This is a genomic window from Bacillus pretiosus, assembly GCF_051294775.1.
GTDB lineage: Bacteria > Bacillota > Bacilli > Bacillales > Bacillaceae_G > Bacillus_A > Bacillus_A wiedmannii.
Window position 1 is genome coordinate 450,502 of the sequence record NZ_JBPPHF010000004.1, and the last position, 23,649, is coordinate 474,150.

Here is a 23,649-nt window from a genome sequence, read left to right on the forward strand (position 1 = left end):
ATTACTCAGCTTCAGAAACTACTGTGAAGCGTTCGTTTACGTGTTTTGGATTTTCGATTTCATCAAGTGCTGCAACTGCGAAGTCTTCGTAACTTACGTAGCTATCACCTTTTGCGTTAACAAGAAGGTTGTCTTTGCCAGCTGTATAAGAGCCTGTGCGTTTTCCTAATGCAAATAGTGCAGAAGGGCTGATGAATGTCCAAGTTATATCGTTTGTTTGTTGCAAGATTTCTAAGTTTTTACCTTGGTTTTGAGCTGTTGCAAGGTATTCATTTGGGAAACCTGGCGTATCAAATACACGCGTTGTTTTCTCTTCGTCTACAAACAAGCTTCCAGCGCCGCCAACTACAAGTAATTTTGTGTTAGGTGCACCTTTCATAGCTTCAATTAGTACGTTTCCTGCATCTACGTGAAGATGTTCTTCTCCTGCTGGAGCGCCGAATGCATTTACAACTATATCAAATGCTTGTAGGTCATTAGATGTAAGAGCGAATACATCTTTCTCTAAAACTTTTATATTTTCTTCTGTAATTTTTGCAGCGTTTCTTACGATTGCAGTTACTTCATGTCCGCGATCTAATGCTTCTTTTAAAATACGACTTCCTGCTTTACCAGTTGCTCCGATGATTCCGATTTTCATAATAAATCCCTCCAAAGTGTTTTGTTAAAGTGTATATCTGAAAGTAAATGAATTTGTTGTAATAAGGTTTGTTACAACCTGATGTAATCATTATAGTTACAGGTTGGTGTTTTTGTCAATGGGGTAGTTTGTATATTTACTTTTTTTTTTAGTATGTACAGTTAAAGGGAGGAGAGTCATAAAGATATTGTTACTTCGTGTCTGGCTAATATTTGGAAATTGCAAATTGTCGAAAAATGTTGATTTTTAAATGTTTTTTAAATATAATTCGTTTTATGGAGAAAAGGAGGGGTTAATTGTATGAATATTTTAGAGCAATTTGTTTCATCAACGAATACAATTCTTTGGTCATATATTCTTATTGCAATGTTAATTGGTTTAGGTCTTTATTTTTCTATTAAATTGAAATTCGTACAAATTACTCATTTAGGGGAAATGGTTCGATTAATGAGTGATGGATTAACTGGAAAGACGCGTAAAAAAGGTAGTGTATCTTCTTTCCAAGCGTTCTGTATGAGTTCAGCAGCTCGTATTGGAATCGGGAACTTAGCCGGTGTAGCGTTAGCTATTTCTATGGGAGGACCTGGAGCGGTATTTTGGATGTGGGTTATTGCGATTGTCGGAGCGTCTTCAAGTTTCGTGGAAAGTACGCTTGCACAAATTTATAAAATAAAAGATGGCAGTGGCTTCCGTGGTGGTCCTGCTTATTATATGGAAAAAGGTTTAAATAAACGTTGGATGGGAATTTGGTTCTCTATCCTTATTACAATTAGTTATGGTTTAATTTTTAACTCAGTACAAGCAAATACAGTTACATTAGCATTTAAAAACGCTTTTGGTATTGAGCGTTACGTTGTTGGGATTGTATTAGCAGTATTAGTTGCGGTTATTATTTTTGGTGGCGTGAAAAGTATCGCGCGTATGTCTGAAATGATCGTTCCGCCAATGGCACTTATTTATATTGCAGTAGCAATTTTCGTTGTTATTAAAAATTATTATTTAATACCGGATATGTTTACAGAAATTTTTAAAGGAGCATTTGGTTTAGATTCAGCTGTAGGTGGCGGTATCGGTGCTGCAATGAAGTATGGTATTCAGCGCGGATTATTTGCGAACGAGGCAGGTATGGGTAGTGCGCCGAACGCGGCAGCAACAGCTGATGTAACGCATCCGGCGAAACAAGGTTTTATTCAAACAATTGGAGTGTTAGTGGATACATTCTTAGTATGTACATCAACAGCATTTATCGTACTATGTTCTGGTGCATATAAGGCAACAAATTTAGAAGGTATTGAATTAACACAAAATGCATTAAGTTCACAAATTGGCCCATGGGCAAGTAGCTTCTTAGCGATTATTATTTTCCTATTCGCTTTCAGTTCACTTCTAGGAAACTACTATTATGGTGAAACGAACATTGAATTCATTAAACAAAGTAAAACTTGGTTAACGATTTACCGTATTGCGGTAGTGGGAATGGTATTATTCGGTTCTGTTGCCACACTTCAAGTTGTATGGAATATGGCGGATTTATTTATGGGACTAATGGTAATCACAAACTTAATCGCGATTACACTTCTTGGCCGATTTGCATATGCTGCTTTGGCAGACTATGTAAGGCAAAAGAAACAAGGAAAAGATCCAGTCTTCAGTGCAGATTCTATTCCTGGTTTAACGAATACGGAGTGTTGGGATAAGCCAGTGGTAACAGATAAAGAAAAAGCAGTGTAATGAAAAGGTGAGCATCGAGATAAATTCGATGCTCACCTTTTTTGTTGTAGTAAATGATGAAAAGGGTGAGAGGGAATTATTAATATAATTTTGTTTGTTCATTATTCCCGTTATTTGTAGAGAACGCACTGTCTTAAAAGTATGACCGGTCGAATGGGATGAGTGATTGAGTATTGGATAAATGCACATACTGGTTATATTTTTACGTAAAAAAACATATATGTTAAGAAATTTAACGTGTACATGTTATAAAACCTAACATAAAGTTCTTGATTACTAAAAGTTTTTAGAATATAATTTTCTTATTGTTAGGAAGAGGGGGCAATGCAATTATGGATTTTTTAGCTAAGGTAATTGGGGATGTAAATAATGTCCTTTGGTCATATGTCATTATTGCGATGTTAATTGGGTTAGGGCTTTACTTTTCATTTCGTGTGAAATTTGTCCAAGTTCGTTACTTCGGTGAAATGATTCGATTGCTTGGGGATGGGGCAAGTTCGAAAACGAGGAAAGCTCAAAAAGAGAAGAGCGGTGTATCATCGTTCCAAGCTTTTTGTATGAGTACAGCCTCTCGTGTAGGTACTGGTAACTTAGCTGGTGTAGCTATCGCAATCTCAGCAGGTGGACCAGGAGCGGTATTTTGGATGTGGTTAATTGCGGTAATTGGGGGTGCTTCTGCATTTGTAGAGAGCACATTAGCGCAAATTTATAAAGTAAAAGATGGGAATGCATTCCGTGGTGGTCCAGCGTATTATATGGAAAAGGGTTTAAAGAAACGCTGGCTAGGAGTTGTCTTCTCTGTTCTAATAACAGTTAGTTTCGGATTAATTTTCAACGCCGTGCAGTCAAACACAGTAGCGGCGGCTTTTGATGGAGCATTTAACACAGATGGTAAGTTTGTAGGTCTGTTTATGGCTGGTTTACTTGCAATCATTATCTTCGGCGGAGTAAAACGTATTGCACGTGCGGTTGAAATGATTGTTCCAGTAATGGCAATTATATATGTAGCAGTAGCATTATTCGTTGTTGTAACAAACATTACGGCAATTCCGTATGTATTTAAAGAAATTTTCTTACATGCTTTCGGAATTAAAGAAGTAGTAGGTGGGGGATTAGGAGCTGCGATTTTACTAGGGGTAAAACGTGGATTATTCTCAAATGAAGCAGGTATGGGTAGTGCGCCGAACGCAGCTGCGACTGCAAACGTAACGCACCCAGTTAAACAAGGTTTCATTCAAACTTTAGGGGTATTTACAGATACATTATTAATTTGTAGTTGTACAGCATTTATCATTTTATTATCAGATGTGCCTGGAGCGGCTGATTTAAACGGAATTCAATTAACGCAACAAGCATTAAGTCAACATATCGGACCGTGGGCTTCTATATTTGTAGCAGTTGCAATCTTCTTGTTTGCATTTAGTTCATTAGTGGGTAACTACTACTATGGTGAAACGAATATTGAATTCTTAAATGGAAGTAAAGTGTTATTAAATGTATACCGCATTGCTGTACTTGGTATGGTTATGTTAGGATCTGTAGCAACAATTCAAATCGTTTGGGATTTAGCAGATTTATTTATGGGGATTATGGCTGTTATTAACTTAGTTGCGATCGTATTCCTTTCTAAGTACGCTTTCGCGGCATTATCAGATTACGTTAAGCAAAAGAAACAAGGAAAAGATCCAGTATTCTATGCGGAGTCTATTCCAGGTTTGAGCAATACAGAGTGCTGGGATAAGCCAGCAGTAGCTGATAAAGAAAAAGCAGTATAATGAGGTGAGCATCAAGTGAAACTTGATGCTCATTTTTTTGTTTTATCCTGCTATTTATGAACAGTAAAACTCTCGATTGATACGGGCTAATAATCAGTGGGGATGATACTGATTAAAGTTTCGCTATATAATGTAAAAGACGAACATTCATGAACGTTTTATAATAAAATGTAATTTTTTTAAGAAAAGTGCGGATATGAGTTGTGATTTATGTTAGAATGGAAAATGCCTTTGAAACAAGAGGTTTTATGATCTTTCCTATCCGATTGAAGGTTTTAGAGGAGAAATGGAAAGTTCGGATTATTTCTTATTTCAAGTGGTCAGACGTTCAACGTTAATGAAGAGTTAAATGGAGGATTTTATTAATGAAGTTTGTTATGTTTCTTGTAGGATTGCTCGTTGTATTTGTACTCGGTTTTCTTATAAGTGCCGATCGAAAGAAGATTAAGTATAAACCAATCGCAATTATGCTTGTTATTCAGCTAGCGTTAAGTTATTTCTTATTAAACACGCAAGTTGGTTATATTTTAGTAAAAGGAATTTCAGATGGATTTGGCGCGCTTCTTGGATATGCGGAAGCTGGAATCGTTTTCGTATTTGGCGGTCTTGTTAATAAAGGAGAGGTTTCATTCTTCTTAACAGCGTTATTACCAATCGTATTCTTTGCCGTTTTAATCGGAATTCTGCAACACTTTAAAATTTTACCGATATTTATTCGTGCTATTGGTACTGCGCTAAGTAAAGTAAATGGTCTAGGAAAACTAGAATCATATAACGCAGTAGCAGCTGCCATTGTTGGGCAAGCGGAAGTATTTATTACAGTAAAAGATCAATTAAGTAAAATCCCAAAACATCGTTTATATACATTATGTGCATCTTCCATGTCGACAGTATCAATGTCAATCGTAGGTTCTTATATGAAAATGATCGAACCGAAATATGTAGTAACAGCACTTGTATTAAATTTATTTAGTGGTTTCATTATTATTCATATTATTAACCCGTACGATATTACAGAAGAAGAAGATACACTGAAATTAGAAAATAAGAAAAAACAGTCATTCTTTGAAATGCTAAGTGAATATATTATGCTTGGTTTCACGATTGCAATCACAGTAGCGGCAATGTTACTTGGTTTCGTAGCATTAATTACAGCAATTAATAGCTTGTTTGATTCAATGTTCGGTATTACATTCCAAGCTATTTTAGGATACATTTTCTCACCATTAGCATTTGTAATGGGTATCCCGCAAGCAGAGATGGTAACAGCGGGACAAATTATGGCAACAAAATTAGTATCAAACGAATTTGTTGCGATGCTGGATCTTGGAAAAGTAGCTGGTGATTTATCAGCTCGTACAGTTGGTATTCTTTCTGTATTCCTTGTATCATTTGCGAACTTCTCATCAATCGGAATTATCGCAGGTGCAACGAAAGGTATCGATGAAAACCAATCAAATGTTGTATCATCATTCGGTCTACGCCTTGTGTACGGTGCGACATTAGTAAGTATTCTATCAGCGATTATCGTTGGTGTTATGTTATAAACAAAGATGGCCCTAGCTTATAGCTAGGGCTATTTTTTATGGTAAATTTGCATGAAAAAACCAATTAGTTAGGAATATATTAACATATAAAAATCTTTTAAAATTTATATTGCATTTCGATTAGATAACGCTTACAATTTGATTTGTAGGTGGTATCAATTTCAGACTTTCAAGTATGGTAGGAGAGAAGAAGCTACCTTTTATAAATTGCAATTTATGTAAACGCTTACTGATTTTAGAAAACAGTTGAATAATATTTAGGGGTTTTAAATTTTTTAACATCAATGGTCAGACGTCATTCGTTATACGTTATACGACCAATAACTCGTGGGAGAAGTGGAGGATTCACATATGAAGATCGTAATGTTTCTAGTCGGTTTACTTGTAGTATTTGTACTAGGGTTCCTTATCAGTTCAGATCGTAAGAAAATTAAATATAAACCAATTGCACTTATGCTTGTCATTCAATTGGTACTTGCGTATTTCTTACTAAATACAAAGGTCGGATTTGTATTAGTAAAAGGGATTGCAGATGGATTTGGCGCTATTTTAAAATTTGCGGAAGCAGGGGTTAATTTCGTATTTGGTGGTTTAGCAAATGATGGACAAGCACCATTTTTCTTAACAGTATTATTACCAATTATTTTCTTAGCAGTATTAATCGGGATCTTACAACATATTAAAGTTTTACCGATTATCATCCGTGCAGTCGGTTTCCTATTAAGTAAAATTAACGGCTTAGGAAAACTAGAATCATATAATGCAGTAGCAGCTGCAATTGTTGGTCAAGGTGAAGTATTCATTACAGTAAAAGATCAACTAAGCAAATTACCGAAAAATCGTTTATACACACTTTGTGCATCTTCCATGTCAACAGTATCGATGTCAATCGTCGGTTCTTACATGAAAATGATTGATCCAAAATATGTAGTAACAGCACTTGTATTAAACTTATTTAGTGGATTCATTATCGTTCATATTATTAATCCATATGACGTAAAAGAAGAAGACGACATTTTAGAATTACAAGAAGATAAAAAACAAACATTCTTTGAAATGTTAGGCGAATATATTATGCTTGGTTTCTCTATCGCTGTAACAGTAGCGGCGATGTTAATCGGTTTCGTAGCATTAATTACAGCAATTAACGGTGTGTTCGATTCAATTTTCGGAATCACATTCCAAAGCATTTTAGGATACGTTTTCTCACCATTAGCATTCGTAATGGGTATTCCAACATCAGAGATGCTAACGGCAGGACAAATTATGGCAACGAAATTAGTAACGAACGAATTCGTTGCAATGCTTGACCTTGGAAAAGTAGCTGGCGATTTATCAGCTCGTACAGTAGGTATTTTATCTATCTTCCTTGTATCATTTGCAAATTTCTCATCAATCGGAATTATCGCAGGTGCAACGAAGAGTATCGATGGCAAACAAGCAAACGTTGTATCTTCATTCGGATTAAAACTTGTATACGGTGCAACGTTAGTAAGTATATTATCAGCTATTATCGTTGGGGTTATGCTTTAATAAAAACAAACGAAGTCGTTTATCTCTCGCCTAGAGGGATGAACGACTTTTTTATTTTGGTATGATAAATAATATAGAGAGGGGGAATTAGGGTGAAAGAATCGGATAGTTTAAGGGAGTTTGATGAGATTATAGAGAACATTAATCATTTAACTGGAGAAGATGCTAGAGCGTTTTTGAAGTTTATACATGGATATTTAAGCATAGTAGAAGAAGGAGATGGGACTTTTACTAATAGTAACTTTGTTGAAAAGGTTTCAGGGCTTTATAAGAAGGATTTGGCGAGGGTTATTCAGCTTAGAGAAGAAATAAAAAAATCACCTTAATACATTCATTAAGGTGATTGAAATACTATTCAGCTGGAGGCGTAAATGTACGTTTCTCTAATTCAGCGTCTAGCATAAATAATGCGTTTGAATCGCTTGTAATACGTTTTAATTTTTGGATGATGCTATCGAATGAAGATTCTTCTTCTACTTGCTCATCGACGAACCATTTTAAGAATGTAATTGTTGCATGCTCACGCTCATCCCAAGCGATATCAGATAAGTTGTAAATACGCTTCGTTACTTCACGCTCGTGCTCAAGTGCCACTTCAAAAGCGTTCAGTACAGATTCGTATTTGTTATTTGGATTATCAAATCCAGTAATAATAGCGCGCTCACCGCGGTCATTAATGTAGTTGTAAAGTTTCATTGCGTGGAAACGTTCTTCTTCAGCTTGTACAAGGAAAAAATTAGCGAATCCATCATAGCTCTCCGCCGTACAGTAAGCAGCCATCGCCATATAAGCATGGGCAGAGTAAAATTCAAAGTTCATTTGATCGTTTAATGCGTCGTGCAATTTTTTAGATAACATAAAATCCCCCTTAGTATTGTGACAAGAACATTATACCATAATTGATAATATTCTCATTTGGATACTTCGAACCTTTTCGAAAGCTTTGTGACGTGTGCCTCCATAATGTCTTGTAAATCTAAATCATATTTTTGTGAAAGAATAATAAGATTAGATAGTACATCACCAAGTTCTTCTTTTAACTCTTGTTTTAGTTCTTCTTCTGTTTTCACTTTTTCGTCAGGACGATCACGGCCAATTTCGATTGCGCGAACAACGCGTGAAACTTCTCCGACTTCCTCTGTTAAGAAATTTAAGCGAATAAAGGAATTATACTGTGACCAGCTTCGTTTTTCGTAAAATTCCTCCACCCATCTTTGAAATGCGACGATATCCATTTCTTCCTCATCCCTTCAATATGTTGTATAATATTCATTGTATCATAACAATATATAGTTTCGGGGTGTAGGAATGAGAAAGATTTGTGTGTTTGCAGGTTCCAACTTAGGGGAGAGGCCTGAATTTAAAGAGCAGGCAATAGCGTTAGGAAAAATGTTTGTTGAGAACGATTATGAGCTTGTATACGGTGGTTCTTGCGTTGGATTAATGGGAGAAGTGGCAAACGAAGTTCTTCGCTTAGGCGGACGTGTAACAGGTGTTATGCCGCGCGGTCTATTCCGAGGAGAAATTGTTCATACAGGGCTAACAGAATTAATTGAAGTAGAAACGATGCACGAGCGCAAAGCGAAAATGGCAGAGCTTGCGGATGCTTTTATTGCATTACCGGGCGGATACGGAACGTTTGAAGAGCTATTTGAAGTAGTATGTTGGTCACAAATTGGTATACATAATAAGCCGGTTGGTTTATTGAACATAAAAGGCTTTTATGGACCAATTTTGCAAATGGTTGAACGTGCAGCAGAAGAAGGATTTATGAATCCATCAAATAAAGAGTTGATCGTTTCAGCTGAGACGGCAGATAAACTAATTCATGCAATCCAAAATTATGAGCGTCCTGTTTTAGGAACGAAGTGGAAGCAGCTATCATAATACAATTTTATAGATGTTTTTGGAAACACATGTCATTTTATCTTGAAAAGGCATGTGTTTTTAATTTAGTTAAATATGTTAATGTTAAGATGTAATATTTTAGGAAAAGGAGAAATAGATGGAGGAGTTTGTGTATTTACGTCCTGTTTTTAAAAGTATTTTAGCAGCGTCTATTCTTGCTATGCTAATTGTTTCAACACAGAAGAAAGAGCTAATTAATGAGTTTTCGCTTTGGTTTATTTCGATATTGTGTATCGGTGTTTCCGCGATAACATTGTTTATGTCTGGCTTTATCGTTGATGAGTATGATTTAGCTGGGGATGCACAGAGTTTTAGCATGTTTATTGCAATTGGCTGTATTAGCGGTCTGAATTTTATTATTTATTATAGACGGCAATAAAAGAAGGCATTCCGTATTACTTTGGAATGCCTTTATCACTTTGATTACTTTGTTTTTTATACAGGTACCAGCCACCCCAGCCGCCACCAATTGCTACAACAACGAGGAAAGCATAGTCTTTAACCTCGACACGTATATTGAAAATATTAGCTATAAGTAAGAGAATCCCAACTGTTATTAACGCAAAAAATGCTCTAATTAAGTAGTCTTTCAACTGAACCACTCCCGCCATTTAAGTAGTAAATGATGAATATGGAAAAGCTTTTTTGGATCTATTTTACTAAAGGATGTTACCTATATTTTAACATAAAGGGGATTGTAATATATTGATAAAAGTAGAGGAGAGGGGTGCTAATATTGTCGTGTTTTGTCGGTAAGTCGATATATTGGAAAAATCGCTGATATATTTGATGGAATCGCCGATATATCGGGAAAATCGCTGATATATTTAATAGAATCGCCGATATAATGCAAAAATCGCTGATATAAATTTCATGTACTGATATGCGCGATTAACTCCATAGAAAAAAGCGACTCTGAACGAGCCGCTTCCGCTTTAAATGATATCCAGCTCCGGTGACTAGAACAGTCGGTCATTTCGCGCCTTCCTGTGAGGCAAAAAGCGCCTCTTCGTCAGGAGCTCCAATGCCCTCTTGTTCTGAGCAAGTCACCTCCGCTTTTAATATTATCCAGCTCCAGCGGCTAGAACAGTCGGTTGTTTCACTCCTTCATTCGAGGCAAAAAGCGCCTCGTAATCAGGAGTTCCAACACCCTCCTGTTCTGAACGAGCCGCTTCCGCTTTTAAATATATTATTGATTCAAGAACGCGCGTAGCATCCAAGCGTGTTTTTCTAGTTCTGTGTAGATGCCTAATAGTAGGTCAGATGTCATTTCGTCATCAGAGTTTTGAGCGATTTCCATGCCTTTTTTCAGTTCGACTAGCATCATTTCGTAGTCTTTCATGATTGATTCAACCATTCCTTCTGCAGTTTCGCCGTATGCTGCTTCTTGAATAGAAGATAGTTCTAAGTATTCTTTCATTGTTGCTACTGGTTTGCCGCCAATTGCTAAAATGCGTTCTGCAATTTCGTCGATGTGAGTAGCTGATTCTGTGTAAAGTTCTTCGAATTTCTCGTGTAATGTGAAGAATTGAGGTCCTTTTACGTACCAATGGAAGTTGTGTAATTTTGTGAATAAAACGCTCCAGTCTGCTACTTGTTTGTTTAATACTTCGATTACTTGTTTGTTCATTATGATCAATCTCCTTTTGAGTTGTTATGTTATATTATATCAATTACTAATTTATAATTATTATAATCTAGTAATTCGTATAAATCAACCCTTTTGCTGGAATTAATTTGTACAAATTATGAACTGTTATAAATAAAAATCCCTATTACGGTGAAGTAATAGGGATTTTGTTTGATATATAGCTCTTGTTCTAAACGAGCCGCTTTCGCTTTTAATATTATCCAGCTCAGGTAGCTAGAATGTTTCGGTGGCTTCGCTTTTTCCTGCGAGGCAAAGAGCGCCTCTACGTCAAAAGCTCCATCCCCCTCACATTCTGAGCAAGCTACCTCCGCTTTAAATGATATCCAGCTCCAGCGGCTAGAATCTCCGGTCATTTCGCTCTCTCGCTCGAAGCAAAAAGCGCTTCAAGGTCGAGAGCTCCAATGTCCTGCGATTCTGGACGAGCCGCTTCCGCTTTTAATTATTACACAGCCTTCTGTTTCTCTTCTACATCCTGTCCATCCCAACACTCTGTATTCTGTAAGCCAGGGATAGAACTTGCAACGAAGACAGGATCTTTTCCTTGTTTCTTTTGCTTTATATAGTCTACTAAAGCTGCGTATGCAAACTTGCTAAGGAATGAGATGGCAATTAAGTTTGTGAATACCATTAGTCCCATAAAGAAATCAGCTAAACTCCAAACTGTTTGAAGGGCAGCGATAGATCCGAAGAACACCATTCCGACAACTGCAACACGATAAATCAGTAACCATGTTTTGCTTTCTTTAATGAATGCGATGTTTGTTTCACCATAATAGTAGTTTCCTAGTAAAGAACTGAAAGCGAATAGGAAAATAATGATCGCTAAGAAAGTGCTTGCCCACGGTCCAATTTGTGAGCTTAATGCTTGTTGTGTTAATTCAATACCTTCTAAATTCGATCCTTTGTAAAGTCCAGAACATAATACGATAAACGCTGTTGATGTACATACTAAGAATGTATCTACGAAAACACCTAATGCTTGAACAAGTCCTTGTTTTACAGGGTGAGATACATCTGATGTTGCTGCTGCGTTAGGGGAGCTACCCATACCTGCTTCTGTCGCGAATAAACCGCGCTGAATTCCGAATTTGATTGCTGCTCCAATACCACCAGCGATAGCTTGGTCTAAACCAAATGCGCTGTTAAATATTTCTGTAAAAATGCTTGGTAACATATTGAAGTTGTTAATTACGACAAAAATAGCCACACCGATATAAATGATCGCCATTGGAGGGACAATCATTTCTGTAATACGTGAAATGCTCTTGATACCACCGAAAATAATAACTGCAACTAATAAAGCTAATAGAGCTCCTACGATCGTTCGCTCTAGTCCAAAAGCATTTTCAAACGCTATTGTTACCGTATTTGCTTGTACTGAATTGAAGATCAATCCGTACGCAACTGTAATAAGAAGTGAGAACCAAACACCCATCCAGCGTTTGTTTAATCCTTTTTCCATGTAATATGCTGGTCCACCACGGAACCTGCTGCCATCTTTTACTTTATAAATTTGCGCGAGCGTACATTCTACGAAACTAGTAGCTGCTCCGATAATTGCGATAAACCACATCCAAAATATTGCACCAGGTCCACCCATTGAAATGGCTAATGCTACACCAGCTAAGTTTCCGATACCAATGCGCGCTGCTGCACTTAAGCAAAATGCTTGGAATGGAGAGATGCTATCTTTCTTTTTTTCTTTTCGATTAAACCCTTTACTAATTAAACTGACCATCTCACGGAAATGAGTAATTTGGACGAATTTTAATTTGAAAGAGAAATAAAGACCGAAGCCGATTAGCATTGCAATAAGAATATATGACCATAAAATATTATTCGTTACCTCAAGGAATCTGCTAAAGATATCAACCATATAATACACTTCCTTTTTTCCGTAATAAGAAAATTATATGCAAAAAATATACGAGAATCAATTTTTTTAAAAAATTATGTTACATAAACATATTTTGTGTTATGATTATGTTACATCGTAATATTTTTAGAATTATTTACATTTTAAAAAACTAAATGTAAAGCGAGAAAGAGGGGATAATTTGAAAGAAGAAACTTTATTGAAAGTAAGCCTTAAAAGTTTGAAAATGAGAAGTAATATATTTTTTATCATTACATCTTTAAGTATCTTTTTAGGAGCCACTTATTATTACAATAAAAGATTTCCAAGTCACAGGTATCCTGAATGGTTAGAATTTCTAAAATTGATTTAATGAACAAAAGACAGAAAAACAGAAAATTTAAATAAAGAAGTTATGGAGGAGCTAAATATGAATATTAGAGAAAGTGAACTTCCGGGTATTGGTTATAAGTTTCAAATCGTTACGAAAGGTAACGAAAAGATGGTGATTGTTATTCATGATGATGGACGTAGAGAAATGTATCATTTTGATTCAGATCATGAAGAAAGCATCTCAAGTATTTCATTACGTGACTCAGAGGCAAGACAAATTGCAGCAATATTAGGTGGAATGGTATACAAGCCTAGAGCATTAGAAAATGTTGAAATGGTCTTTGAAGGTTTAGCGATTGAGTGGTTTAAAGTAGAGAATGCTGCTCCAGCGCTTGGAAAAACAATCGGTGATCTTGAAATAAGAAAAACATATAGCGTAACGATCATTGCAGTTATGAAAAAGAATATGAGAAAATTATTTAATCCAGGGCCAGAAACGGTAATTGAAGAAGGCGATATGCTTGTAGTTTCAGGCGAGAGAGAAGAAATTAAAAAGATTATTAATGAGTTACTTTCGAATAGGGGGACTGACTAGATGGATACGTTAATTTTTGAAGTTGGTACAGCGTTAGTATTAGTTGCAATTGCGGCAGTAATTGCTGGAAAGTTTAAATTCTCAGTAATTCCGTTTCTAATTGTTCTTGGAATGTTAGTAGGGCCACACGCGCCGACAATAGGTGTTATCGATTTCAAGTTTATTGAAAGTGCAAGTGTCATTTCCTTCCTTGGACGGATTGGGGTTCTGTTCCTTCTGTTTTATCTAGGACTTGAGTTTTCGATGAAAAAACTAATAAAATCTGGACGTTCTATTGCGATTGGCGGAACGATCTATATTTTAATTAACTTTTCACTTGGGTTATTATACGGATTTATAATGGGATTCCCTTTACTAGAAATCTTAATTATTGCGGGTATTATTACGATTTCTTCTAGCGCTATCGTTGCAAAGGTGTTAGTGGACTTAAGAAGAACTGGTAATAATGAGACCGAATTAATTTTAGGAATTATTATGTTTGAAGATATATTCCTTGCTGTATATTTATCAGTTGTCTCTGGTTTAGTTCTAGGGGATCATGCTTCCTTCCTAGGTGCTCTTACTTCAATTGGAATTGCTCTAGGATACATGCTTCTATTCTTTATTGTAGCTAGAAAGGCGACGCCGTTATTAAATAAATTGCTCAATATTAGTTCAGATGAAATTTTCATTATTGTAGTATTTGCTTCGTTATTCTTTATTGCAGGTTTCTCGGAAACAATTCACGTTGCCGAAGCAATTGGAGCACTTCTTTTAGGATTAGTTTTCTCTGAGACAGAGCATAGTGACAGAATTGAGCATCTCGTTGTTCCATTTAGAGACTTTTTCGGAGCTATTTTCTTCTTCAGTTTCGGATTAAGCATTGATCCGTTTTCATTAGGCGGAGCGATATGGTTAACGTTAGGTGCTGTCCTTCTTACAATCATCGGTAACTTTATTGCAGGAATGATTGCAGGGCGACAAGCTGGATTATCTCATAAAGCGTCAACAAATATTGGATTAACAATCGTTTCAAGAGGAGAATTCTCCATCATTATGGCCAATATCGGAATCGCCGGTGGTTTAATGTCAGTCTTGAAACCATTCTCGGCACTATACGTGCTTATACTATCCATCTTAGGTCCACTTCTGACGAAAGAGTCAAAGAATGTATATAAATTTTTAAATAAAATCTTTAAGTGGGATACGAAGACTAGCTAATTTTAAAAAATAAAAGTACAAGATATTTACTGCTTGTACTTTTATTTTTTGCAATGAAAAAAGTAAAGAGAGGTACATAATGTTAGGAGAGTTGATTCATTCCGTTTTAGTTTTTCTAGAAGGACTTGGTTATTGGGGAATTATGCTTGGATTGATGTTAGAGGTTATTCCGAGTGAAATCGTATTGTCTTATGCAGGTTATTTAGTATCAACAGGAAGCATTACGTTTTGGGGCGCTGTCGCGTTCGGTACAATTGGTGGTGTAATTGCACAATTATTCATTTATTGGATCGGTCGATACGGAGGAAGACCCGTCCTTGAGCGATATGGAAAATATATTTTAATTCAAAAGAAACATATTGATTATGCTGAAGATTGGTTTAATCGTTACGGAACTGGCGTTATTTTTACAGCGCGTTTTATTCCTGTTGTGCGTCATGCTATTTCGATACCAGCAGGGATTGCAAAAATGTCACATGCTAAGTTTATTACGCTAACTACATTAGCTGTTATTCCGTGGTCAATTGTATTTGTATATTTAGGTTTTAAATTAGGAAGAGAGTGGGAAAGTATTAATAAAGTCGCTGGGCCATATGTGAAATACTTTGCACTTGCTGCTATTGTTTGTACAATTGGTTACTTTGTATTAAAAAAAATGATGAAAAAAAAAGTGATTACGTAAAAAGAATCTATGCTGACATAGATTCTTTTTTATTGTCATTTTTCGAAAGGGGAAAGAGTAGGTTTAATATTTTACATATTGTGGCATACATATAGGAAAAGGGAGTTTGGAAAGGGGATTATAGAAAAATGGAACTCCAGTTTCAAAATGTATATCAACAGGTGGAGAATTGGTATGTGTTGGATTCGGAGCTTCCTTGGGATGTCAAAAGGCTTAGAGATGATTTGTTTTCACTGATTGAAGTATGTAAAACACCAGTTATTTTTTGTGATACGTGTGATGCGAATCATGTGCTTCTATCATTAGGAGAAGAAGAAGAGGAATTCTTATTCCCAGTAGGTGGTTTTTATCATAAAGAAAAACAATTAATTTTTGTTTGCATATGGGAAGAGTATGAGCAGGTGCTCAAAACACTACTGCATGAATTTCGCCATGCGATGCAGCATAAGAGGGAAGTATTGTATGTTGGAAGTGAATTGTACGAAGATAGATGGATTGAGAAAGATGCGAGAAAGTTCGCGGAGAGGAAGTTAGATGAATATAAAAATAGAAAGTTAATGTAAAGCATAGTGGAGAAATGGCACTGTGCTTTCTTTATTAATTACTAAAAGTAAGTGATTGACTTTTATAAAGTTTAGTTCTAAACTAATGGTATGAAATGAGCGAGGTGATAGAATGAAGACAGAAGATAGACTCGGATTACTATTATGGTTTCGTTTATCACGTTTTTATAACAAAAGTATTCGTGAGACGAATCAGCATTTGAAAGAATGGAATGTATCTGCCGCTCAGTTTGATGTGCTAGCTCAAGTTGGAGGACATAATCGTCTAACGCAGCAAGAGCTCGGAAATAAACTATTTGTTACGAAGGGAAATATCACGCAGCTATTAAATAAAATGGAGCAGCTGGAGTGGATTCATCGTGAACAAGAAGGTACTACAAAATATATTTCGTTAACAGAAAAGGGAGAAGCTTTATATGAAGAAATCGTCCCGCCTCAAGAAACGTTCCAAGCGGAGCAGTTTCAAAATTTAAATGTAGAAGAACAACATCAATTATTACAATTACTAAAAAAATTACAGTGAGAAAAATTTTAAAAATAAATCTTGAATTCGAGATAATATGAGGTGAAGGATATGTTTAGAAAAGTTGATCATAAAAATATGGGAAGAGCAAATCACGGTTGGTTAAATACACATTTTCATTTTTCCTTTGCGAATTACTATAACCCGAATAATATGAACTTTGGAGCATTGCGTGTAATTAATGATGACCTAGTAGCGGCACAAACTGGTTTTGATATGCATCCGCACCGTGATATGGAAATCATTTCGTACGTTGTAGATGGTGCTTTAACACATGAGGATAGCATGGGGAACCGCGGAACAATTGAGCGAGGACATGTTCAATATATGAGTGCTGGCACAGGTGTATTTCATAGCGAGCATAATTTAGGAAATGAAACACTACGTTTATTACAAATTTGGATTTTACCAGATCGTGCGGATCATAAACCAAACTATGGTGAGTTTACATTTGATTGGAGTAAGCGTGAAAATGAATGGTTCCATATGGTATCTCCAGTAGAAGGAGAGGCACCAATTCGTATTCACCAAGATGCGAATTTATATTCTTTATCGTTAGATGCTGGAAAAGAAATTCATTTTCCGGTGCAAGAAGGCCGTCAATTGTACCTTGTACAAATTGAAGGGAGTAGTGTAATAAATGGTGAAAATCTTGTTATGCGTGATGCAGCAGAAGCGATAGAAGAGGATATTCATATTGAAGCGAAAGAACGATCACACTATTTAGCAATCGAATTGAAAAAATAATAGAACGTTTATGGAAAAGAGGACATCGAATGGATGTCCTCTTTTTTTGAGTGGAATTGTCAGAAAAAACTTTCTCAATATTTAGAAAAAGGTATTGGCCCGGAAAATAAGAATTGTATAAAAGTGTCAAAAATCTTTATGGGAATGGGGAATGTTATAGTGAAAAAGCAAGTCATTTCATCAGCATTAGCGTTAACTGTTATAGCCGGAGGATTTGGAGCATTTGGAGCAACGACAACGAAAGCGGAAGAACAAAAAATTCAATATCATCAAGAATTTAAAACACCTGCATACATAGGTGAAGAATGGAAAGCACCGGAAGGACTAGATAAAAAAGAGACGGTCTTTCAATATTTAGAGAGTAAGAAAGATATGTTTAAATTAGCAGGAAATATTGATAAACACTTCAATGTCGTTGGAGAGGAAAAAGATGCTGAATCTGGTACGACACATGTGAAGTTAGTTGAGAAGCATAATAACATTCCTGTGTATGGTTCAGATCAAACTGTTACACTTGATAAAGAAAATAATGTAAAAGCATTCTTCGGACAAGTTATTCCGAATTTAGAGGATAAAAATATTCCTGCGTTTGCAAATATTAGTGCAGAGCAAGCTGAAACGATTGCAAAGGCAGATATTGAAAAAGAAGTTGGTAAAGTAAAGAATTATGACGGTGTGAAAAAAGATTTATTTGTGTATGAAAAAGATGGGAAGTACTATCTTGCATACTTAGTTAAAGCATCGATTTCAAAACCAGCTCCAGGATATTGGCATTATTTTGTTGATGCAACGAATGGAAATGTGATTGAGAAATATAACGCTGTAGATCACATTACAGGATTTGGTTACGGAGTATTGGGCGATAGACAATCATTTGAAATTGCTCAAGATGAGAAAACAGGAGCGTTCAACTTATTTGATGGTAAACGAGGACAAGGTGTTCACACATTTGATGCAGAAAATATGGATGAAAACTTGTTTAATTTATTCTCACAATGGCTTGGATATACAGGAGAAGAGGTTGAGAGTAAATCTAAGTTCTTCGAAGATAAAGCAGCGGTTGATGCGCATGTAAATGCAGGAAAAGTATACGATTACTACAAAAAGACATTTAATCGTAACTCTTTCGATGATAAAGGTGCGAAGCTTATTTCTACTGTTCACGTCGGAGAAAGCTGGAATAACGCAGCTTGGAACGGTGTACAAATGATGTATGGTGATGGCGATGGAAAAACATTCATTCCATTATCTGCTGGACTAGATGTTATCGGTCATGAATTAACGCATGCTGTAACTGAACATACAGCAAACCTTGTTTATAAAAATGAGTCAGGTGCGTTAAATGAATCGTTATCTGATATTATGGGTGTCATGGTTGAGAAGAAGAGCTGGGATTTAGGTGCTGACATTTATACACCTGGAAAACCTGGCGATGCACTTCGTTCTCTGAAAGATCCAGCATCTATTCCAAATCCATTAAAACCAAGTGAAGGTTACCCAGATCATTACAATAAACGCTACACTGGAACAGCTGATAATGGCGGCGTTCATATTAACAGTAGTATTAACAATAAAGCTGCATATTTAGTATCTGATGGCGGAGAGCATTACGGTGTGAAAGTAACTGGAGTAGGCCGTGAAGCGACAGAAAAAATTTATTACCGTGCTCTTACGAAATATTTAACTGCGAACTCTGACTTTAAGATGATGCGTCAAGCTGCTCTGCAGTCAGCTGAAGATTTATATGGTAAAAACTCTAAAGCTGTACAAGCTGTAACGAAAGCTTATGATGCAGTAGGCGTAAAATAATAAGAGAAAAAGACCTGACTAGGATGTCAGGTCTTTCTTTATCCAGAATTAACGGGCAGTAAGACCCCCACCTCAAAATTCAGCGGAAGCAAAGAAGTTAGGTGGGGGATCAACTGCCCGTAAAAGCCCGATTGGTGAGGGCTGATAGTCAGTGGGGGATGAACAAAACCCCCACTGATTAAAGTTTCACTTTATTTAGTCACGAATACCTAATGCGATTTTCGCCATACGTGACATGCGTTCTTTAGACCAGGGTGGATTCCAAACGACATTTACTTCTATTTCATTGACTTCAGGTACGTTCGTTGATAATACTTTTTTAACGTCTGATACAATTTGCCCAGCCATTGGACAACCGATAGAAGTCATCGTCATCGTAATGACAGCATTATTATTTTCATCTGCTGTAACGTCATAAACTAATCCAAGATTAACAATATCAACACCTAGTTCAGGATCAATAACAGCTTCTAAGTTTGCATATAACTTTTCTTCAAATGCTTGTTGTGACATGTGTAGCACCCCCTACATATTAATGATATCGGTTCTCATTATAACGGATATATATATAATATGCAGGGAATGAGCTCAAAAAAATATTCCTCTTGAAAGAGGAATATTTTTTGAAAGCTATTCAGTTTTGAAATGAGATACGAGTTGATCTAATTCTTCAACTGTTTGTTTCATTTGTTTAGCAGTTTGTGTCATTTCATTCATCGTAATGACTTTTTTCTCAGCAGATTGTGCTGTTGTCGCTGTTTCACTAGATACTTCAGTCGAAATAGAAGCGATGTTATTCAGTGAAGCGTTCATTTCTTCAGCGCTTGCAGCCATTTCCTCAGCGGTTGCTGAGATGTCTTGCATTTGAGTAGATACTTTATTTACTTGTTCCACAATCGTTGTGAAAGAGTTGCCGGCTTCACGAATGACATGAATGCCTTCAAATGCTTCCGAACGGCCTTGGGACATCATAGAGCTCGCAGTTTCAGTGTCTTGTTGAATTTGATGTAGTAGTTGGTTAATATCTGTTGCCGCTGTTTTAGATTGTTCAGCAAGTTTTCGAACTTCGTCAGCTACGACAGCAAAACCTTTTCCTTGTTCGCCAGCACGAGCTGCTTCGATAGATGCATTTAAAGCAAGTAAGTTTGTTTGTTCTGCGATATTAGAAATAGATTGAACAGCTGTATCAATATATTTCGTGTGGGTGATTAGACGTTCGACCACTTCTGAAGTAGCATTTACCGCGTCGTGTATCGTTGTCATTTGGGAAACGGATTTTTGAATAACTGAACTTCCATCGTTAGCCTGTTCAGATGTAGTTACAGCAAGTTCAGTTACAGATGAAGCAGATTCAGCAATACGCTGAACGCTTACTGTCATATCGTCCATTGCAGTTGAGCTTTCTTCCATACTAGAGGCTTGCGATTGAATATTTGCATTTAAGCTAGACATCGAGCTTTGAACTCTTATTGTTGCCTCGCGTGATATATTCGTCTTTTCTAGCATATTTTCAGAAGCGTTTTGTACTTCTACGGATGTTTTTTGAACACGATTGATAATATGTTGTAGGTTTTCTAACATTTTATTAAATGATGTTGCAATCGTACCAATTTCATCATTACTATTTACTTGTAGGCGGGCTGTTAAGTCACCTTCTTGAGATGATAATTCTTTTAGCTTACTATCAATTTGTTGAATTGGTTTTACAAGTTTACCAGAGAACCACCATGCAAGAATGATAGCTACGATAATACAAATAACAAGTGATAAGAAGATAACATATTTAATTTGTAGTGAAGATTGATCAATTTTTTCGATAGATTGATCACGTAACTTAGCTTGTTCATTACTGTAATTTGTGAAATCACCAATTACTTTATAAACAGAGCCATTCTCTGTAGAAGCTACTTGTAAAGCTTCTTCCCACTTTTGTTCTTTTGCAAGGATGAAGACTTTTTCTTCAATAAATTTTCTCCAAGTGGACCCTAAATTCATTGTATCTTTCACGGATTGAGAAATATTTGGATTAGAAAGAAGTTTATCTTTTGAATCCTCCAGACGTTTACTCATCTCGTTAAACTTGTCTAATTCTACTTGATCGTGTTGTAGTAAATAACCTCTTAAAGCAGAAAGTTGTACTTGATAAGCGTCTCCACGCTCTTTCAATTCTGTTGCTAGAGGAGAAATTTCTTTTTGTAATGTTTCAGCTTTACGAGATTGGTCAATAGCAAAAAATAAAATAAAAGCTAAGGCGATGCCAAATAAAGCGCAAATCGTTCCCATCATGAACATTAGTTTTTTTCGAATGCTAATAAAATTCATATGATAAAAAGCCCCCTTTGTGAAATCTTAGTATTAGAATTAATTAATGTAAAAAATCGAAAGAAAGCTTTACTCCATCTGGAATAAAGCTTTCCTCTTTCCTCTAGGAATTATAGCAGACGTAATGAGAGATAGAAAGAGATATTTTAAGGTTAAAAAAAGAGAGACTGTAAATCTCTCTTTTTAACAACTTGGAGCTCATAGAAGTATAAAGGAAAGTTTCGCTTTAAACGTTTGTTTTGAAATGAGAAACGAGAACTTCAAGTTCTTGTACGGTCGTTTTCATTTCAGAAGCTTTTTTAGCAACGACACTCATTTTATTTACTTGGTCACCAGCCGAAGTTGCTGTTTGTGATGTTTCGGCGGCAACTTCATTTGAAATAGAGGCGATGTTATTTAAAGCTGCATTCATTTCTTCTGAACTTGCGGCCATTTCTTCAGCAGTTGCAGACATTTCTTGCATTTGTGTAGAGACTTTATTAATGTGGTTAACAATTTCCGAGAATGAAAATCCAGCGGTACGAATGACTGTAATCCCTTCCGAAGCCTCTGACTGACCTTGTGTCATCATTTCATTTGCTATTTTTGTGTCAGCTTGAATTTGATGAAGTAAATGGTTAATGTCAGTTGCTGCTAGCTGAGATTGTTCAGCAAGTTTTCGTACTTCATCGGCAACAACGGCGAATCCTTTTCCGTGTTCGCCAGCACGTGCTGCTTCAATTGAAGCATTTAAAGCGAGTAAATTCGTTTGTTCCGCGATATTAGAAATGGATTGAAGTGCAGTATCAATATGATTCGTATGTGTAATGAGTCGCTCTACTACTTGTGATGTAGCGTTAACAGCTTCGTTAATTGTATGCATTTGTGTAATAGATTTCTCAATGACTTTATTCCCACTATCTGCTTTTTCTGAAGTTGTAACAGCTAGGCTAGCAACAGAGGAGGCAGATTCTGCAATACGCTGAACACTCGTTGTCATATCGTCCATTGCAGTTGAACTTTCTTCGATGCTTGAAACTTGTGAACGAATATTATACTCAAGAGCATTCATAGTTTCTTCGGTTTTTGCTGTATTTTCCATAGAAGCAGTGGTTTCGATAAACACATTTTCAGACGCTTCTTTTACACTTGTGGATGTTTGTTGCACTTGTTTTATGATACGTTGTAAGTTAGCGAGCATTTGATTAAAGGAATTGGCGATATCACCAATTTCATCTTTACTCGTTACGTGTAATCTAGCAGTTAAATCGCCGTCTTGAGAAGCTAATTCTTTTAATTTCTCATCAATTTGTCGTATCGGTTTAACGAGTTTACCAGAGAACCACCATGCTAATAAAATAGATGTTAACGTACATGTAATGAGTGAGAAGAAAATAATATATTGAATAAGAGATGAAGAAGACTCTACGTCAGCAATTAATGCGTCACGTTTATCATTTTCTTCATTTGCATATTTAGTAAAACGACTTAAAAGATCGTTTACATAATCGGTTTGAGCTAAAGCGATTTTGGACGCTTCGTCCCATTTTCCTTCGCGAGCGAGAGGGAGGACTTCATCATCTATGACGCTTCGCCATTTTGCTCCCATTAAAATCGCCTCTTTCATTCCTTCTGGGAGTTTTTTATCACTTGTTACTTTCTCTCTAGTATCAGCAAGTTTCTTTCCTTCTCGGTTGAATTTATCCAATCCTTTTTGATCATGTGACAGTAAATATTCTTGTAAACCGGCAACTTGTGCTTGGAACCAATCACCACGTTCTTTTAAAATTGTTGCTCGTTTTGATACATCATTTTTTAACGTTTCAATTTCGCTTGCTTGGTTCATAGCGAATGAAAGAATAACAATAAGAGCAATACTAAATAAAGAAGAAATGCTTAAGAGTGTGAACAGTAGTTTTTTGCGAATACTAACATATTTCATCGTTACCCCTGCCTTTAAAAACTATTTATTATGATTTATAAATATTAAGAACGCCATTAATAAAAACATCATTATGAAGTTATTAATCTGTTCAATGAAAATTATAGCAGATAATGGAAGATGGCAGATTGATATGAGTAAATGTTCTTAAAATGTATACATTTGTATATCAAAAAGTTCATAAATAAAAATGAGAAATGCTATTGTAATTTGAAATAACATCATGTATACTTCTAATTAGTTGATAACGATTATCAGTATCAACTGTAACATTACTCTTCGTTATGTTGGTCATACCCCTTTTTGACGACGTA

Annotated in this window: 25 protein-coding genes; 14 read left to right on the plus strand and 11 right to left on the minus strand. The window is 36.1% G+C overall.

Annotated features, from left to right (window positions below; all coding sequences use genetic code 11):
* Position 1 precedes the first annotated feature (1 nt).
* Complete coding sequence (locus ACSG5Z_RS22350) at positions 2 to 640, minus strand: NAD(P)-dependent oxidoreductase (protein WP_088064768.1); 639 nt, start codon at positions 638 to 640, stop codon at positions 2 to 4.
* A gap of 300 nt (positions 641 to 940) precedes the next feature.
* Here ACSG5Z_RS22350 and ACSG5Z_RS22355 point away from each other — a divergent pair, with 300 nt between their 5' ends.
* The 5 genes from ACSG5Z_RS22355 (at position 941) to ACSG5Z_RS22375 (ending at position 7,552) form a co-directional block, all read left to right on the plus strand.
* Positions 941 to 2,371 (plus strand): alanine/glycine:cation symporter family protein, encoded by a 1,431-nt coding sequence (locus ACSG5Z_RS22355; protein ID WP_088064767.1) that lies wholly within the window; start codon positions 941 to 943, stop codon positions 2,369 to 2,371.
* A 332-nt stretch (positions 2,372 to 2,703) separates the two neighbouring features.
* On the plus strand, positions 2,704 to 4,146 hold the full coding sequence (locus ACSG5Z_RS22360; RefSeq protein WP_431144354.1) for an alanine/glycine:cation symporter family protein: 1,443 nt from the start codon (positions 2,704 to 2,706) through the stop codon (positions 4,144 to 4,146).
* A 365-nt stretch (positions 4,147 to 4,511) separates the two neighbouring features.
* Entirely contained in the window at positions 4,512 to 5,693 is a 1,182-nt protein-coding gene (locus tag ACSG5Z_RS22365; protein WP_000673848.1) for a NupC/NupG family nucleoside CNT transporter, read from the plus strand.
* Positions 5,694 to 6,044: 351 nt separating this feature from the next.
* Positions 6,045 to 7,226 carry a NupC/NupG family nucleoside CNT transporter gene (locus tag ACSG5Z_RS22370; RefSeq protein WP_046960038.1) on the plus strand — a complete coding sequence of 394 codons (1,182 nt, stop codon included), beginning with the start codon at positions 6,045 to 6,047 and terminating at the stop codon, positions 7,224 to 7,226.
* Between the two features lie 92 nt (positions 7,227 to 7,318).
* Positions 7,319 to 7,552, plus strand: coding sequence for a hypothetical protein (locus tag ACSG5Z_RS22375; protein WP_088064765.1), 234 nt, complete (start codon positions 7,319 to 7,321; stop codon positions 7,550 to 7,552).
* Positions 7,553 to 7,577: 25 nt separating this feature from the next.
* On the opposite strand, the gene ACSG5Z_RS22380 is transcribed toward ACSG5Z_RS22375, so the two are convergent.
* Both ACSG5Z_RS22380 and ACSG5Z_RS22385 read right to left on the minus strand, forming a co-directional pair.
* Positions 7,578 to 8,084: a ferritin gene (locus ACSG5Z_RS22380; RefSeq protein WP_046955624.1), complete on the minus strand. Its 507-nt coding sequence runs from the start codon at positions 8,082 to 8,084 to the stop codon at positions 7,578 to 7,580.
* 53 nt (positions 8,085 to 8,137) lie between these two features.
* On the minus strand, positions 8,138 to 8,461 hold the full coding sequence (locus tag ACSG5Z_RS22385) for a MazG nucleotide pyrophosphohydrolase domain-containing protein (RefSeq protein ID WP_000355764.1): 324 nt from the start codon (positions 8,459 to 8,461) through the stop codon (positions 8,138 to 8,140).
* A 73-nt stretch (positions 8,462 to 8,534) separates the two neighbouring features.
* Between ACSG5Z_RS22385 and ACSG5Z_RS22390 the strand changes: the two genes are divergently transcribed.
* Positions 8,535 to 9,113 carry an LOG family protein gene (locus ACSG5Z_RS22390; RefSeq protein WP_046955625.1) on the plus strand — a complete coding sequence of 193 codons (579 nt, stop codon included), beginning with the start codon at positions 8,535 to 8,537 and terminating at the stop codon, positions 9,111 to 9,113.
* Positions 9,114 to 9,231: 118 nt separating this feature from the next.
* Positions 9,232 to 9,513, plus strand: a complete 282-nt coding sequence (locus ACSG5Z_RS22395) for a hypothetical protein (RefSeq protein WP_088064764.1) — start codon at positions 9,232 to 9,234, stop codon at positions 9,511 to 9,513.
* Positions 9,514 to 9,529: 16 nt separating this feature from the next.
* On the opposite strand, the gene ACSG5Z_RS22400 is transcribed toward ACSG5Z_RS22395, so the two are convergent.
* The 5 genes from ACSG5Z_RS22400 to ACSG5Z_RS22420 form a co-directional block, all read right to left on the minus strand.
* Positions 9,530 to 9,727, minus strand: coding sequence for a hypothetical protein (locus ACSG5Z_RS22400; protein ID WP_000656314.1), 198 nt, complete (start codon positions 9,725 to 9,727; stop codon positions 9,530 to 9,532).
* A gap of 471 nt (positions 9,728 to 10,198) precedes the next feature.
* A complete protein-coding gene (locus ACSG5Z_RS22405) occupies positions 10,199 to 10,354 on the minus strand; it encodes a hypothetical protein (RefSeq protein ID WP_179861935.1) in 156 nt (51 codons plus the stop codon).
* Positions 10,324 to 10,764 carry a Dps family protein gene (locus ACSG5Z_RS22410; protein WP_001041898.1) on the minus strand — a complete coding sequence of 147 codons (441 nt, stop codon included), beginning with the start codon at positions 10,762 to 10,764 and terminating at the stop codon, positions 10,324 to 10,326. Before ACSG5Z_RS22410 ends, ACSG5Z_RS22405 begins: the two co-directional genes overlap by 31 nt.
* Positions 10,765 to 10,880: 116 nt before the next feature.
* Complete coding sequence (locus ACSG5Z_RS22415; protein ID WP_431144353.1) at positions 10,881 to 11,138, minus strand: hypothetical protein; 258 nt, start codon at positions 11,136 to 11,138, stop codon at positions 10,881 to 10,883.
* An 89-nt stretch (positions 11,139 to 11,227) separates the two neighbouring features.
* Positions 11,228 to 12,661, minus strand: coding sequence for an alanine/glycine:cation symporter family protein (locus ACSG5Z_RS22420; RefSeq protein WP_097907640.1), 1,434 nt, complete (start codon positions 12,659 to 12,661; stop codon positions 11,228 to 11,230).
* A gap of 409 nt (positions 12,662 to 13,070) precedes the next feature.
* Between ACSG5Z_RS22420 and ACSG5Z_RS22425 the strand changes: the two genes are divergently transcribed.
* From ACSG5Z_RS22425 to nprB, 7 genes are all read left to right on the plus strand, one after another.
* The gene (locus tag ACSG5Z_RS22425) at positions 13,071 to 13,568 is read left to right on the plus strand and encodes a cation:proton antiporter regulatory subunit (protein WP_097907641.1); all 498 of its coding nucleotides are present in this window, start codon (positions 13,071 to 13,073) and stop codon (positions 13,566 to 13,568) included.
* Positions 13,569 to 14,768, plus strand: coding sequence for a cation:proton antiporter (locus tag ACSG5Z_RS22430; RefSeq protein WP_088064762.1), 1,200 nt, complete (start codon positions 13,569 to 13,571; stop codon positions 14,766 to 14,768).
* Positions 14,769 to 14,847: 79 nt separating this feature from the next.
* Positions 14,848 to 15,450: an undecaprenyl phosphate transporter UptA gene (uptA, locus tag ACSG5Z_RS22435; RefSeq protein ID WP_088064761.1), complete on the plus strand. Its 603-nt coding sequence runs from the start codon at positions 14,848 to 14,850 to the stop codon at positions 15,448 to 15,450.
* A gap of 128 nt (positions 15,451 to 15,578) precedes the next feature.
* Entirely contained in the window at positions 15,579 to 16,013 is a 435-nt protein-coding gene (locus tag ACSG5Z_RS22440; protein WP_000422822.1) for a DUF3920 family protein, read from the plus strand.
* 112 nt (positions 16,014 to 16,125) lie between these two features.
* Complete coding sequence (locus ACSG5Z_RS22445) at positions 16,126 to 16,536, plus strand: MarR family winged helix-turn-helix transcriptional regulator (RefSeq protein WP_088064760.1); 411 nt, start codon at positions 16,126 to 16,128, stop codon at positions 16,534 to 16,536.
* 51 nt (positions 16,537 to 16,587) lie between these two features.
* Positions 16,588 to 17,283: a pirin family protein gene (locus tag ACSG5Z_RS22450; RefSeq protein ID WP_088064759.1), complete on the plus strand. Its 696-nt coding sequence runs from the start codon at positions 16,588 to 16,590 to the stop codon at positions 17,281 to 17,283.
* Between the two features lie 159 nt (positions 17,284 to 17,442).
* Positions 17,443 to 19,092, plus strand: a complete 1,650-nt coding sequence (gene nprB, locus ACSG5Z_RS22455; RefSeq protein WP_142291828.1) for a neutral protease NprB — start codon at positions 17,443 to 17,445, stop codon at positions 19,090 to 19,092.
* Between the two features lie 195 nt (positions 19,093 to 19,287).
* On the opposite strand, the gene ACSG5Z_RS22460 is transcribed toward nprB, so the two are convergent.
* The 3 genes from ACSG5Z_RS22460 to ACSG5Z_RS22470 form a co-directional block, all read right to left on the minus strand.
* The gene (locus ACSG5Z_RS22460) at positions 19,288 to 19,605 is read right to left on the minus strand and encodes a metal-sulfur cluster assembly factor (RefSeq protein ID WP_000082523.1); all 318 of its coding nucleotides are present in this window, start codon (positions 19,603 to 19,605) and stop codon (positions 19,288 to 19,290) included.
* 117 nt (positions 19,606 to 19,722) lie between these two features.
* Complete coding sequence (locus ACSG5Z_RS22465; protein ID WP_088064758.1) at positions 19,723 to 21,414, minus strand: methyl-accepting chemotaxis protein; 1,692 nt, start codon at positions 21,412 to 21,414, stop codon at positions 19,723 to 19,725.
* Between the two features lie 226 nt (positions 21,415 to 21,640).
* Positions 21,641 to 23,335, minus strand: coding sequence for a methyl-accepting chemotaxis protein (locus ACSG5Z_RS22470; RefSeq protein WP_088608575.1), 1,695 nt, complete (start codon positions 23,333 to 23,335; stop codon positions 21,641 to 21,643).
* Positions 23,336 to 23,649: the final 314 nt, after the last annotated feature.

Coding starts and splice junctions, on each gene's coding strand:
- ACSG5Z_RS22350 (WP_088064768.1), bottom strand. CDS start 640: ATGAAAATCGGAATCATCGGAGCAACTGGTAAAGCAGGAAGTCGTATT.
- ACSG5Z_RS22355 (WP_088064767.1), top strand. CDS start 941: ATGAATATTTTAGAGCAATTTGTTTCATCAACGAATACAATTCTTTGG.
- ACSG5Z_RS22360 (WP_431144354.1), top strand. CDS start 2,704: ATGGATTTTTTAGCTAAGGTAATTGGGGATGTAAATAATGTCCTTTGG.
- ACSG5Z_RS22365 (WP_000673848.1), top strand. CDS start 4,512: ATGAAGTTTGTTATGTTTCTTGTAGGATTGCTCGTTGTATTTGTACTC.
- ACSG5Z_RS22370 (WP_046960038.1), top strand. CDS start 6,045: ATGAAGATCGTAATGTTTCTAGTCGGTTTACTTGTAGTATTTGTACTA.
- ACSG5Z_RS22380 (WP_046955624.1), bottom strand. CDS start 8,084: ATGTTATCTAAAAAATTGCACGACGCATTAAACGATCAAATGAACTTT.
- ACSG5Z_RS22385 (WP_000355764.1), bottom strand. CDS start 8,461: ATGGATATCGTCGCATTTCAAAGATGGGTGGAGGAATTTTACGAAAAA.
- ACSG5Z_RS22390 (WP_046955625.1), top strand. CDS start 8,535: ATGAGAAAGATTTGTGTGTTTGCAGGTTCCAACTTAGGGGAGAGGCCT.
- ACSG5Z_RS22395 (WP_088064764.1), top strand. CDS start 9,232: ATGGAGGAGTTTGTGTATTTACGTCCTGTTTTTAAAAGTATTTTAGCA.
- ACSG5Z_RS22410 (WP_001041898.1), bottom strand. CDS start 10,764: ATGAACAAACAAGTAATCGAAGTATTAAACAAACAAGTAGCAGACTGG.
- ACSG5Z_RS22415 (WP_431144353.1), bottom strand. CDS start 11,138: ATGACCGGAGATTCTAGCCGCTGGAGCTGGATATCATTTAAAGCGGAG.
- ACSG5Z_RS22420 (WP_097907640.1), bottom strand. CDS start 12,661: ATGGTTGATATCTTTAGCAGATTCCTTGAGGTAACGAATAATATTTTA.
- ACSG5Z_RS22425 (WP_097907641.1), top strand. CDS start 13,071: ATGAATATTAGAGAAAGTGAACTTCCGGGTATTGGTTATAAGTTTCAA.
- ACSG5Z_RS22430 (WP_088064762.1), top strand. CDS start 13,569: ATGGATACGTTAATTTTTGAAGTTGGTACAGCGTTAGTATTAGTTGCA.
- uptA (WP_088064761.1), top strand. CDS start 14,848: ATGTTAGGAGAGTTGATTCATTCCGTTTTAGTTTTTCTAGAAGGACTT.
- ACSG5Z_RS22440 (WP_000422822.1), top strand. CDS start 15,579: ATGGAACTCCAGTTTCAAAATGTATATCAACAGGTGGAGAATTGGTAT.
- ACSG5Z_RS22445 (WP_088064760.1), top strand. CDS start 16,126: ATGAAGACAGAAGATAGACTCGGATTACTATTATGGTTTCGTTTATCA.
- ACSG5Z_RS22450 (WP_088064759.1), top strand. CDS start 16,588: ATGTTTAGAAAAGTTGATCATAAAAATATGGGAAGAGCAAATCACGGT.
- ACSG5Z_RS22460 (WP_000082523.1), bottom strand. CDS start 19,605: ATGTCACAACAAGCATTTGAAGAAAAGTTATATGCAAACTTAGAAGCT.
- ACSG5Z_RS22465 (WP_088064758.1), bottom strand. CDS start 21,414: ATGAATTTTATTAGCATTCGAAAAAAACTAATGTTCATGATGGGAACG.
- ACSG5Z_RS22470 (WP_088608575.1), bottom strand. CDS start 23,335: ATGAAATATGTTAGTATTCGCAAAAAACTACTGTTCACACTCTTAAGC.